The 12,377-nt window shown below is 70.7% G+C and carries 9 protein-coding genes and 1 pseudogene; 6 read left to right on the forward strand and 4 right to left on the reverse strand.

Annotated features, from left to right (window positions below):
• Positions 1-334: 334 nt before the first annotated feature.
• Positions 335-1,816 (reverse strand): aminopeptidase P family protein, encoded by a 1,482-nt coding sequence (locus NIE79_RS27670; RefSeq protein WP_238681361.1) that lies wholly within the window; start codon positions 1,814-1,816, stop codon positions 335-337.
• 132 nt (positions 1,817-1,948) lie between these two features.
• Between NIE79_RS27670 and asnB the strand changes: the two genes are divergently transcribed.
• Positions 1,949-3,910, forward strand: coding sequence for an asparagine synthase (glutamine-hydrolyzing) (asnB, locus tag NIE79_RS27675; RefSeq protein WP_091405235.1), 1,962 nt, complete (start codon positions 1,949-1,951; stop codon positions 3,908-3,910).
• Between the two features lie 92 nt (positions 3,911-4,002).
• On the opposite strand, the gene NIE79_RS27680 is transcribed toward asnB, so the two are convergent.
• Positions 4,003-5,091, reverse strand: a complete 1,089-nt coding sequence (locus NIE79_RS27680) for a lytic polysaccharide monooxygenase (protein ID WP_238681368.1) — start codon at positions 5,089-5,091, stop codon at positions 4,003-4,005.
• A 367-nt stretch (positions 5,092-5,458) separates the two neighbouring features.
• Here NIE79_RS27680 and NIE79_RS27685 point away from each other — a divergent pair, with 367 nt between their 5' ends.
• The 3 genes from NIE79_RS27685 to NIE79_RS27695 all read left to right on the forward strand — a co-directional run bounded on the left by NIE79_RS27685 (position 5,459) and on the right by NIE79_RS27695 (position 9,691).
• Positions 5,459-6,610, forward strand: coding sequence for an XdhC family protein (locus tag NIE79_RS27685; RefSeq protein ID WP_238681362.1), 1,152 nt, complete (start codon positions 5,459-5,461; stop codon positions 6,608-6,610).
• A 114-nt stretch (positions 6,611-6,724) separates the two neighbouring features.
• Positions 6,725-7,660: a carbohydrate kinase family protein gene (locus NIE79_RS27690; RefSeq protein WP_238681363.1), complete on the forward strand. Its 936-nt coding sequence runs from the start codon at positions 6,725-6,727 to the stop codon at positions 7,658-7,660.
• A gap of 204 nt (positions 7,661-7,864) precedes the next feature.
• Positions 7,865-9,691 (forward strand): alpha-galactosidase, encoded by a 1,827-nt coding sequence (locus NIE79_RS27695; protein ID WP_238681364.1) that lies wholly within the window; start codon positions 7,865-7,867, stop codon positions 9,689-9,691.
• A gap of 14 nt (positions 9,692-9,705) precedes the next feature.
• On the opposite strand, the gene NIE79_RS27700 is transcribed toward NIE79_RS27695, so the two are convergent.
• Together NIE79_RS27700 and NIE79_RS27705 are read right to left on the reverse strand one after the other, a co-directional pair.
• On the reverse strand, positions 9,706-10,536 hold the full coding sequence (locus NIE79_RS27700) for an MBL fold metallo-hydrolase (protein WP_238681365.1): 831 nt from the start codon (positions 10,534-10,536) through the stop codon (positions 9,706-9,708).
• Positions 10,533-10,937, reverse strand: a complete 405-nt coding sequence (locus tag NIE79_RS27705) for a thioesterase family protein (RefSeq protein WP_238681366.1) — start codon at positions 10,935-10,937, stop codon at positions 10,533-10,535. The genes NIE79_RS27700 and NIE79_RS27705 overlap by 4 nt, the downstream gene beginning before the upstream one ends.
• 126 nt (positions 10,938-11,063) lie before the next feature.
• On the opposite strand from NIE79_RS27705, the gene NIE79_RS27710 reads away from it, so the two are divergent.
• Both NIE79_RS27710 and NIE79_RS34295 read left to right on the forward strand, forming a co-directional pair.
• Positions 11,064-12,149 (forward strand): phosphatase PAP2 family protein, encoded by a 1,086-nt coding sequence (locus NIE79_RS27710; protein WP_238681367.1) that lies wholly within the window; start codon positions 11,064-11,066, stop codon positions 12,147-12,149.
• A 97-nt stretch (positions 12,150-12,246) separates the two neighbouring features.
• Positions 12,247-12,377: pseudogene (locus NIE79_RS34295) on the forward strand (IS30 family transposase); the annotation flags it as partial.

Genomic DNA, 12,377 nt, shown 5'->3' on the forward strand with positions numbered 1-12,377 from the left:
ACAACCACGCATTCGGCGCAGGTCGGGTGAGGGCGGCCGAGTGGTCCTGACCGGCAGGAAGTGGCCTGAGCAGGACGAATGCCGACTGGTACGTCCGCGCGGCAAGCCCGCAAAGCGTGATCCACTCGACTTTCTTGAAGGCGCGGTGTCTGAGCGGCGGGGACAGCGCGATTTCAAGGAAACCGAGTGGATCACGGCCGAAACCCCTGGACCGCCAGCCCTCAGGAGGGGCAGGCGGGCCAGGGGCGGGGCTTGATGCACCAGCCCCAGCGGGGCAGGCGGGCTAGCTGGGCAAGCGGGCTAGCTGGGCGGGCGGGCTAGCTGGGCGGGCGGGCTAGCTGGGCAGGCGGGGGCCGGCTTCGCGCTGCTCGGCCAGCCAAGTTTCCACCTCGTCGGAGGTGCGGGGCAGCCCGGCCGACAGGTTGACGGCGCCGGTCGCGGTGACCAGCACGTCGTCCTCGATCCGAATGCCCACACCGCGCAGCTCGGCGGGGACCAGCTCGTCCTCCGGCTGGAAGTACAGACCGGGCTCGACGGTGAGCACGTAGCCCTCGCCCAGCGCGCCGTCGCGGTACGTCTCCTTGCGGGCGTTGGAGCAGTCGTGCACGTCGATGCCGAGCATGTGGCCGAAGCCGTGCAGCGTCCACCGCCGGTAGACGGTCGACTTCTCGTCCATCGCCTCGTCCACGCTCACCGGCAGCAGACCCAGCTCGGACAGCCCTTCGGCGAGCACCCGCATGCAGGTCAGGTGGACGTCCTTGAACTTCACCCCGGGGCGGATGGCCTCGATGCCGGCCTGCTGCGAGGCGTACACGATGTCGTAGACCTGGCGTTGCAGCGCGGTGAACCGGCCGCTCACCGGCAGGACCCGGGTGACGTCGGCGGTGTAGAGGTTGCGGCCCTCGACACCCATGTCCATCAGCAGCAGGTCACCCGGTCGGGTGGTGCCGTGGTTGTGCACCCAGTGCAGGATCGTGGCGTGCTCGCCGGCGCCGACGATCGAGCTGTACCCGACGTCGTTGCCGTCGTGGCGGGCCCGCAGCGCGAAGACGCCCTCCAGCAGCCGCTCGGAGACCGCCCGGTCGGCCGGCAGGATCCGCGCCACGTCCTCGAAGCCGCGGACGGTGGCGTCGATCGCTTCCTGGAGTTGGCCGATCTCCCACTCGTCCTTGACCAGCTTCATCTCCGAGATGGCGATGGCCAGCTCCCGGTCCCGGGCCGGCTGGCCCTCGGCGCGGGGCCCGGCGTAGGGGCGGACGGCCGCGTCCACCTGGGCGTCGAAACCGCGCAACACCCGGGTACGCCCCGGAGCCAGGTCGGCGAGGGTCGCCTCCAGGCCGGTCAGGTCGGCGGTGGGCAGGCCCAGCTCGGTCGACTTCTCGCCGAGGGTGTGCCGCCGGCCCACCCACAGCTCGCCGTTGCGGCTGCGGAAGAACTCGTCGGTCTCCCGGGAGGACCGGGGCCGCATGTACAGCATCGCGTCGTGCCCCGAGCCGTTCGGGCGCAGCACCAGCACGCTGTCGGCGTCGTGGTCGCCGGTCAGATAGGCGAAGTCGCTGCCCGGCCGGAACGGGTAGTCGGTGTCGTTGGCCCGGACCTTCTCGGTGCCGGTGGGGATCACCAGTGTCTCGCCGGGGAAGGCCGCCGAGAGGGCCGCCCGTCGCTTGGCGTAGTTGGGCGTCTCCGGGCGGGGCGTCACGGGGAGTGCCGTGTCGCTCCAACCCTGCCGCATGAAGGACAGGAACGCCTCCGGGAAGTCCGGATCGTGCGATTCCGTACCGTCCGTCGGCGTACCGTCGGTCTGTCCCTCGGTCATTGCGCCGCTCCCTCCGCTTCGTTGCTGGTCCCGACGGTACCGCGCGTCCGGTTGGCGGTAACGCCCCCTGGGAGTCGGGTGGATCGACGGACGGCTGCAAGGGCCGACAGCGCGCGTGGAAAGATGGCCACCATGTGCGGACTTCTGGCCTTCTTCAGCGCGAACGGCAACGCCGCAGCGCATCGCGACCACATCGCCGGAGCGTTGGAATGCCTGCACCACCGCGGCCCCGACGAGACCGGGGTCGAGGTGGTCGGCGACGCCTCCGGCCGGTACGCGGACGGCGTGTTCGCCCACAAGCGGCTGGCCATCATCGACGTCGCGTCGAGCCACGAGCCACTGCCCTACGCGAACGGCCGTTACCTGCTGACCTTCAACGGCGAGATCTACAACTACATCGAGCTGCGCGAGGAGTTGATCAGAAACTTCGGCGCCCAGTTCGCCACCGCCGGTGACGGCGAGGTGATCGTCGCGGGCTACCACTTCTGGGGTGAGCAGGTGCTCACCCGGCTGCGGGGCATGTTCGCCTTCGTCATCTGGGACCGGCAGGAACGCCGGGCCTTCGGTGCCCGCGACTACTTCGGCATCAAGCCGATGCACTACCTGGAGACCGCCGACGGCCTCTACCTGGCCTCGGAGAAGAAGGCGCTGCTGCCCTTCGCGCACAGCAACTACCAGGGCGACGCGGGCGTCGACACGGCCAACCTGAGCCACTACCTGACCCTGCAGTACGTCCCCGAGCCCGGCACCCTGCACAAGGGCATCAGCCGGATCGGCTCCGGGGAGTACCTGAACTGGACCCCGGGCGGTCGGATCGACGTGCGTCGGTGGTACCGGCCGGTGTTCCGGCCCGCGCCGGTCGACGACGAGCAGAAGCTCTACCACGAGATCCGCGAGACGCTGCGGGAGAGCGTGCGCATGCACATGCGCTCCGACGTGCCGGTCGGCTCGTTCCTGTCCAGTGGCATCGACTCCACAGCGGTGGTGGCGCTGGCCCGGGAGTTCAACCCGAACATCCTGACCTTCACCGTCGGCTACGACGTGCCGGGTTACTCGGAGATCGACGTCGCCCAGGATTCGGCCCGGCACCTCGACGTCACGACGATCCCCACCAAGATCGGTCCGCAGGACATGATCGACGCGCTGCCGAAGATCGTCTGGCACCTGGACGATCCGGTGGCCGACCCGGCGCTGGTGCCGCTCTACTTCGTGGCCAAGAAGGCCGCCGAGCACGTCACTGTGGTGCTCTCCGGTGAGGGCGCGGACGAGTTCTTCGGCGGTTACACGATCTACCGGGAGCCGCTCTCGCTGGGCACCGTCAACGGCCTGCCCGGCGGGGTGCAGAAGGGGCTGCGCGCGGTCTCCAAGGCGATCCCGCAGGGGGTCAAGGGCAAGAGCTTCCTGGAGCGCGGCACCACCCCGATCGAGGAGCGTTACTACGGCAACGCCCGGATGTTCACCGAGGAGGAGAAGCAGCACCTGATGCGCCGCTACGACCCCTCGGTGCGCTACACGGACGTCACCGCCCCGATCTACGCCGAGTGCACGGAGCTCGACGACGTCACCAAGATGCAGTACGTCGACCTCTACACCTGGCTGCGCGGCGACATCCTGGTCAAGGCCGACCGGATCTCGATGTCGCACTCGCTGGAGGTGCGGGTGCCGTTCCTCGACCGTGAGGTCTTCGACGTCGCGGCGAAGATTCCGGTCGACCTGAAGCTGCCGCCGCGCTCCGACGCCACCAAGTACGCGATGCGTCAGGCGTTGCAGGGTGTCGTGCCGCCGGCCATCGTCAACCGCAAGAAGCTGGGCTTCCCGACCCCCACCCGGGTCTGGCTGCGCGGCGAGATGTACGAGTGGGCCCGGCACGTGCTCAGCACCTCGGGCGCGGGTGACCTGCTCGACCTGTCGTACGCGCTGCGGCTGCTCGACGAGCACAAGCGGGAGGAGGCCGACCACTCCCGCAAGGTGTGGACGGTGCTGATCTTCTGCATCTGGCACGCGATCTTCGTGGCCAAGACCCTCGACCCGGGTATCCAGCGCAACCAGTCCGCCCTGCTCACCAAGCCGGTGGTCGGCTCCATGGTCCGCTGACCCTGCCCCACCCTTGTTGATCAAGAGGTTTGCGTCATCCGGAGCGTTTCCGGTGACGCAAACCTCTTGGTCATTTCAGGTGGTGGTGGTGGTTAGCGGCGGGCGCAGGTGACTGTGGGGAGCCCGTTGGTTCCTGTGGAACTCGCCAGGAAGCCGAACGTCGCGGTGCCTTCCGGTGCGACAGTGCCGTTGTAGGCGACGTTCGTCGCCGTCACAGTTGAGCCGGACGATGTCTGGGTGGCACCCCAGATCTGACTGATCGCCTGCCCGTTGGGCCAGCTCCAGCTCGCGGTCCAACCCGAGAACGGCGTACTGCCGTGGTTCATGATCGTGACCTCGCCCTGGAAACCGCCCTGCCAGGTGCTGGACACCTTGTAGGCGGCCATGCAGTCACCGCCGGACGGCGGCGGGGTGGTCGGGTCGGTCGGCGGATCCGTCGGGTCGGTCGGCGGATCGGTCGGGTCGGTCGGCGGATCGGTCGGCGTGCCGCCCGGACCCACGCCGGTGACCTGGCCGCTGCCGCCATCGAAGGTCACGTCGGAGCAGCCGAAGAAGTTCTCCTGCGAGTCCGAGCGGACCCAGCGGGAGTAGATGATGTGCCGGCCACTCTTACCCGACGGCAGGTTGCCGCTGAAGTAGTAGTGCCCGTCGTTGCTGCCGACCGACCCGCGCTGCGGCGGGTTGGTCACCGTCAGGAACGGCTCCTCCAGGTCACTCCAGGCCAGGGCCCGGGTCGGGCTCCAGCTGTTCTTCGTCACGTAGAAGTAGAACGTGCCCGGGTGGTGCGCCCAGTTGCTGTACTTGAAGTCCAACCGCGCCCCGGCGGTCAGGTGGGTCAGCGGCCAGTCGGTGCGCGGCAGGTCGTAGCCGCGGAAACCGGTTGCACCGCCGCTGCACAGTTGCCCGTCCGGAATGAAGCCGGTGGTCCGGCCGCCAGCGTCGGAGCGCAGCACGCTGAACCAGTTGTACAGCGAGTTCGCCCCGCTCTGCGCCACGGCGGCGGAGCACGCGGGGTTGTTCGGCCTGATCTCACCGGTCTGGCTGCGGCCGTCCTGCCAGCACAGGTAGGTGCGGCTGCCCGGCGTCATCGCCGCGCCGTGCGCGGCGGCCGGCTGAGCATTGAACGCCAGGGCGACAGCGCCCAGCGCGAGAGTCATGGTCGCGGTGAGCAATGCGGCCATACGGGAACGGTTCACGGGTTCTCCTGACTCGCGAGGGGCGCTGGCTGAGCCGCCCCGCCGCAATCGGGTGGTATGTGGCGTGATCGCCCCGCTGTCGTGAGCGGTGCGACGATCACGGCGACGTGCCCCGGCGGAAAACAGCCAGCGGACGTGCGCCGTCGACGGTCCTGTCCTGGACCGGTGCCCTCGCGTCTAACCAACCCGGCAACCGGCGGCGCCGCAGCCCTCGCACCGCCCGGTACGCGTCATCCCACCACGCCGCACGGGCCGAACGCAATAGGTCTTCCTCGATGCATCAGAAGACCCGCCGGTCGCCGTTGAACGCCATATCCTGCATACGGGGAGCGGGAAGGAGAGGCGGCAGCCGGTGCCGGACGTGTTCGACGAGATGCACCGTCGGTGCCGCGACGGTGAGCCGGTCGCGCTGGCCACAGTGGTGGCCACCTGGCACTCCGCCCCGCAGCCGCCCGGCGCCGCCATGGTGGTCGCGACCGACGGCACTGTCATCGGCAGCGTCTCCGGCGGCTGCGTCGAGGCGGATCTCTACGAACGGGCCCGCCGTGTGCTCGACACCGGCCAGCCCGAGCTGTGCCGCTACGGGATCAGCGACGACGACGCGTACACAGTGGGTCTGACCTGCGGCGGCATCCTCGACGTGTTCGTCGAGCGGGTCGACGCGGACGCCCTTCCGGCGCTGGACGCGGTCACCGCCGCCCGTCGTAGCGGCCATCCGGCGGCGATCGTCACCTGTGTGGCCGCCGACGCCGGCACTTCTCCGGGTGCCGGGCCGGTCGACCCGGCCCGGCGGCTTGGTCGGCGGCTGGTGCTGACCGGCCAGCGGTCCGTCGGCTCGCTCGGCGACGACAGGCTCGACGACGCGGCCAGCGCCGACGCCCTCGGGCTGCTCGCCGCCGGGCGCAGCGGGATGCTCCGGTACGGGTACCACGGGCAGCGCCGGGGCGGCGGCGTCAACCTCTTCGTGACCGCGTACGCCACCCCGCCCCGCATGATCGTGTTCGGGGCGATCGACTTCGCCGCCGCGGTTGCCCGGATCGGCGCGTTCCTCGGCTACCGGGTCACCGTCTGCGACGCCCGACCGGTCTTCGCCACCGCTCGGCGCTTTCCCGAGGCGGACGAGGTGGTGGTGCAGTGGCCGCACCGCTACCTGCGTACCGAGTTGGCGGCCGACCGGCTCGACGAGCGGACGGTGGTGTGCGTGCTCACCCACGACCCCAAGTTCGACGTGCCGTTGCTGGAGTTGGCGCTGCGCCACCCATTGGCGTACGTCGGCGCGATGGGCTCACGGCGCACCCACGACGAGCGACACAAGCTGTTGAGCGAGGCGGGGCTCGGCCCGGCGCAGCTCGCCCGGCTCGCCTCCCCGATCGGGTTGGACCTCGGTGGTCGTACCCCGGAGGAGACCGCTGTGAGTGTGGCCGCGCAGATCGTCGCGGCCCGGTGGGGCGGCACCGGCCGCCCCCTCGCCTCGCTCGACGGGCCGATCCACCAGCCGGGGTAGCGCGCACGTCGGTGCGTGGCCTTCGGCGCCCATCGGGTCGTGCGCTGTGCCAGCCTGGTGCCACGGAGATCGGCGCGGCGAGCGGCGGCCGGTGGCGACGACGAGAGGATCGGCATGGGATACGCGGTGGTGCTCGGCGAGGCGCTCGTCGACCTGCTCGACAGCGACATCGACGGGGAGCGGGTCTATCGGCAGGCCATCGGCGGTGGGCCGCTCAACGTTGCCGTCGGGGTGGCCCGGCTCGGCGGTGGGGCACAGTTCGTCGGCTCGCTCGGTGACGACGCGCTGGGCGGCCGGATCCGTGCCTTCCTCACCGCCGCCGACGTCGGAGTGGCCGGTGCGATCACGGTCCCGGCGCCGACCACGCTCGCGGTGGTCACGTACGCCGGGCCGGAGCCGGACTTCCGTTTCTACGGCGAGCCGGCCTCCTACGGTCTGCTCGGCCCCGACGACCTGGACCTGGCGCTGCTGGAGGGCGCCGACGTGCTCTACTGCGGCTCGATCGTGCTGCTGCGACCCGACACGCTGGCCGCCGCCCGCCGTGCCTGGTCGCTCGCCCCCGGCCTGCGGGTCTTCGATCCGAACGTACGCCCCCGGCTGCTCAACGGGCCGGCAGCGCTGGAAGGGCTGCGCGAAGTGGTGGCCGAGTTCGCCGCTGGCGCGCACCTGGTCAAGCTGAGCGCGGCCGACGCGGTGCTGCTCTATCCCGGTGAGCCGGTCGAGGGGGTGGCGGCGTACCTGCGTGAGTTGGGGGCGGCCACTGTGGTGGTGACGCTCGGCGCGGCCGGTGCGGTGCTGGCCGCCGCCGAAGCCGACCCGGTCCGGGTGCCGGCCCCCAAGGTCGTCGCCATCGATGCCACCGGCGCGGGTGACTCGGTGATGGCCGCGCTGATCGCCGACCTGCTCGTCGACGGCGAGCCGGAGGGCCCCTCGGGCTGGGTCGACCGGGTCGCCTTCGCGCTGCGGGTGGCCGGCCTGGTCTGCGAATCCCCGGGCGGCGCCACCGCCATGCCCACCCGCGCCGAAGTGCAAAGCCGCTTCAACACCTGACCCCGCCCGCGCGCCCCGCCCCCGCTTGCGCCGATCTTGTTTTTTCGGTCGACGGTTGGTCCGCTTTGCTCGGCTTTGGCTCCGCACAAAGCGCAAGATCGCGGCAGGGGTGGGGCAGGGGGAATGTGGGTTGACCCCGGGAGTTTGTGAGCGTTAACATCGACGATGCACGATGGAAACCTGGGCGTCGTCGGGGAGGCTCTGATGCGGGTGGTTCTGGTACCTCTGGCGTTCCGCCGCGTCGCGGCCCTGCTGGTCATGCTGCTCGTGGCCGCCGGGATGGTCGTCGCCGACCCGCCGGAACGGGCGGTCGCGTGGGACAACGGGGTCGCCGACACCCCGCCGATGGGGTGGAACAGCTACGACTCGTTCAACTGGAGCGTCACCGAGGCCGACGTCCGGGCCAACGCCGACTACATGGGCACCAACCTGCGGCAGTTCGGCTGGGAGTACGTGGTGATCGACTGGGCGTGGTACTACCCCGGGCGGCACAACAACAGCCCCAATCAGGACGCGAACCTGCAACCCCGGCTCCGGATGGACGCCAACGGGCGGCTGCTGCCGGACACCACCCGGTTCCCCTCCGCCGCCGGTGAGAACGGGTTCAAGCCGCTCGCCGACTACGTCCACGCGAAGGGGCTGAAGTTCGGCGTCCACCTGATGCGCGGCATTCCCCGCCAGGCGGTCGCCGACAACGTCCCGATCCTCGGCACCACCTGCCGCGCCAACCAGATCAACAACACCACCACAGCGAACTGGCTCAACCTGATGTGGGGCCTGAACATGTCCAACCCCTGCGCGCAGACCTACCTGGACTCGATGTTCCAGATGCTGGCGTCCTGGGGGGTCGACTACGTGAAGGTGGACGACATCGCCGCCCCGACGTACCGGCAGTCGGAGGTCGAGGGATACCGACTGGCCATCCAGCGCAGCGGCCGCCCGATGGTGCTGAGCCTGTCACCCGGCCCCACCTCGGTGGCCAACGGCGCACACGTCCAGGCCAACGCGCACATGTGGCGGATCGTCAACGACCTGTGGGACAACTGGTCGTCGGTGGACGCGCTCTTCGACCAACTGCGCAACTGGACCCCGTACCGCACCACCGGCGCCTGGCCCGACGCCGACATGATCCCGATCGGCCGGCTCTCCAAGTACGGGCCGGTCGGCTCGCCGCGGTACTCCAACCTGACCGCCGACGAGCAACGCACCCTGATGTCACTGTGGGCGATCAACCGGGCGCCGCTGATGTGGGGCGGCAACCTGGTCGAGAACCGCGCCGCGGAGTTGGCGTTGATGACAAACGCCGCGGTCATCGGCGTCAACCAGAACAGCGCCAACAACCGTCAGCTCTACGGTGGCAGCCGGCAGGCGTGGGTCGCCGACGTGCCGGGCAGCACCGATCGGTACGTCGCCCTGTTCAACCGGGACAGCAGCGCGGCGCAGGTGTCGGTGAACCTCGCCGACCTCGGGATCGGGTCGGCCGCCGTGACCGACCTGTGGTCCGGCGCGGCCCTCGGCACTGTGACCGGCACCCTCACCCGGTCGCTCCCGGCCCACGGAGCCGGGCTGTACCGGCTGGCCCCGGACACCACGGTGCCGGTGCCGAGCACGTACACCCTCACCGCGCGACACAGCGGCAAGCTGCTGGACGTCTACAACAACGCGACCACCGACGGTGCCGAGATGGTGCAGTGGGCCGCGAACGGTCAGCCCAACCAGCGGTGGCGCTTCCAGGACGCGGGAGGCGGTTACCAGACGGTGGTCAGCGTGCACAGCGGCAAGTGCCTCGACGTCAACGGCGGCGCGACAGCGACCGCCGACGGGGTCCGCGTGATCCAGTGGAGCTGCAACGGCGGCACCAACCAGCAGTGGCGCGTACAGGATCTCGGCTCGGGGTACGTGCAGCTCGTCGCCCGGCACAGCGGCAAGTGCCTGGAAGTGGTCAACGCCGCCACCACCGACGGTGCCCGCCTGGCCCAGTGGACGTGTGGCACCGGCACCCACCAGCAGTGGCGGCGTAGCCAGGTGTAGCCGCGCCGGGTGCGTCAGGCCGTGCCGGTCAGTTCCCGGTAGCCGCGGTGGGCGGCGACCAGGGCCGGGCGGGCCCCGAAGGGTGCCTCGGCGGCCACCCGCTCCGGCGGGGCGCTGCCGGTGTGCGCGGCCCGGATCAGCCAGGCCAGCTTCGCCAGCTCCGCGTGCTGGGCCCGGACGAAGTCGACGTCCACCGGGTCGCCGTGGCCCGGGATGACCACAGTGCGCGCGGTGGTCAGCCGCAGCAGGTCCGCGACCGCGTCCGGCCACTGCAAGGGGTACGAGTCCTCGAAGGCGGGCGGGCCGCTCTGCTCCACCAGGTCCCCGGCCACCAGCACGTCGGCGTCCGGCACGTGCACCACCAGGTCGGCCTCGGTGTGCCCCCGCCCCGGGTGGCGCAGCAGCACCCGCCGGCCGCCCAGGTCGAGGACCGTCTCGACGTGCACCGTGTGCGTGGGGGCGAGCAGCGGGGTGTCGGCCAGCTCGGCGGCGAGCGCCGGGTGCTCAGTGCGCAACTCCTCGTACGCCTCCCGGCGCAGCCGCTCCGGCTCCTCGCGCAGGGCGGTGGCGGCCAGTTCGTGCGCGTACACCGGGCGGGGTGGGTCGCCGGCCAGGACGGCGTTGCCGAAGCAGTGGTCGTAGTGGTGGTGGGTGTTGACCAGCGTCAACGGACGGTCGGTGACCGCCCGGACGGCCGCGGCCAGCTCGGTGGCCTGGGCGGCCGACGAGAGCGTGTCCACCAGTAGCGCCTCGTCGTCGCCGACGACCAGTGTGACGTTGACCCGCAGCAGCGGTTCGGCCAGCACGTGCACCCGGTCGGCGACCTCGACGAAACCGGCGTTCACGACGCCCGCCCGGCCCGCTCGACGAAGCGTTGCCGGTCGACCAGGATCCGGTCCACCCGGCCCCGGGCCACCGTCTGGTCGCCGTCGCTGACAGTGACCTCGAACGACAGCCGGCGACCGTCGACGGACGCCAGCAGTGCCTGCGCGCGGACCGTCCGGCCGACCACAGTCGGCGCCAGGTGCTCCACCTCGACCCGGGTGCCCACCGTCGTCGAACCGGGCGGCATCCCGGTCGCCGTCGCCGCGACGGTGGCCGCCTCGGCCAGCGCCACCACCCGGGGAGTGCCCAGCACCGGTACGTCCCCGGAACCGACCGCCTGGGCGGTGTCCGCGTCGGTGACTGTCAACTCGACCTGGGCGGTCAGGCCCGGCGCGAAGGCCGGCTCGGGCTGCTCCTGCATGGTCGTCAGCCTAGGTGCTCGCTGGACGCGTCGAGCACGCGCCCGACGATCCGGGCGCAGCCACCCCGACGACCAACGGGTGGTCCCCGTCGGTCGATGCCGTACCCGTCGTTAACCTTGACCCCGATGGCCGTCGTGACTGACCCCCAGCCCCCCGCCCGGACCGACCCGCCCGCGTCCCCGGACGGGGGTCGTCGGCGTGTCGTCGCCATGACCGTCTGGGCGGTCGCCTTCGTCGCCGCGTGGCTGGCCATCGGGCTGCCCACCGACCCGGCGTACGCCTTCGTCTGGATCTGGCTGGCGACCATCGCCTGGAACAGCGAACGGCCGTGGCGAAGCCACCTGCGCTTCGCCCGCGACTGGGTGCCTGTGGTGCTGCTGTTCGTGATCTACAACCTCTCGCGCGGGTTCGCCGACAACGGGGCCACGCCGCACGCGATGGAGCTGATCGTCGCCGACCGGTTCATGTTCGGCTGGGCCACCGGCGGTGAGGTGCCCACCGTCTGGTTGCAGGAGCACCTCTACCACCCGCAGGTGCACTGGTGGGATGTCGCGGCGAGCTGGGTGTACTTCTCCCACTTCGTGGTGGCGCTGGCCGCCGCCGCGGTGCTCTGGCTGCGCGACCGGCACCGCTGGGCCGCGTACATGCGGCGCTGGGGTTTCCTCTGTGCGGCCGGCCTGGTCACCTACTTCATCTACCCGGCCGCCCCACCCTGGTGGGCGGCGCAGAACGGCCTGCTCACCGAGGTCGCCCGGATCTCCACCCGGGGTTGGAAGGCGTTCGGCATGCACGGTGCCGGCAACGTCCTCAACGCCGGTCAGATCGCCTCCAACCCGGTCGCCGCGATGCCGTCGCTGCACACCGCGTGGGCGTTGTTCGTGGTGTTGTTCTTCCTGACCGCCACCCGTCGCCGCTGGTGGCCCCTGCTGCTCGCGTACCCGCTGGCGATGACCTTCACGTTGGTCTACTCGGGTGAGCACTATGTGATCGACGTGCTGGTCGGCTGGGCGTACGTGGGGTTGACCTTCCTGGTGGTCGGTCTGGCGGAGCGCGGCTGGGCGGCCTGGCGGGTCCGCCACCCGAGCGCCAAGGCGGCACCGGCCACGGAACTCCCACCGACGCCCACCGACCCCCCGCCCGGCCAACCCGAGCCCTCAACACCACGGGAACCAGACACCACCACCCACCCCGCAGTCCCCGCCGACCACTAACCCCCACCCCCCGGCCCCTCTCGGCCCGGCCCCGGGGGTCCCGGCCCGTTGATCATGAAGTTATTGCCCTTCCGCACGGGGTGGTTTCTAAGGTTCAGTGCAACTGATCTTGGTTGTGCTGGGGGGTGTTGGTGGCCAGGCCGGGTGTGTTGACGTTCGGGCATCGGCAGGTGTTGGAGCATCTGTGGGGTGCGGGTCGGCGTATTAGTGAGATCGCCGGTTTGTTGG

This window comes from Micromonospora trifolii (genome assembly GCF_022229005.1).
GTDB classification, from domain to species: domain Bacteria; phylum Actinomycetota; class Actinomycetes; order Mycobacteriales; family Micromonosporaceae; genus Micromonospora; species Micromonospora trifolii.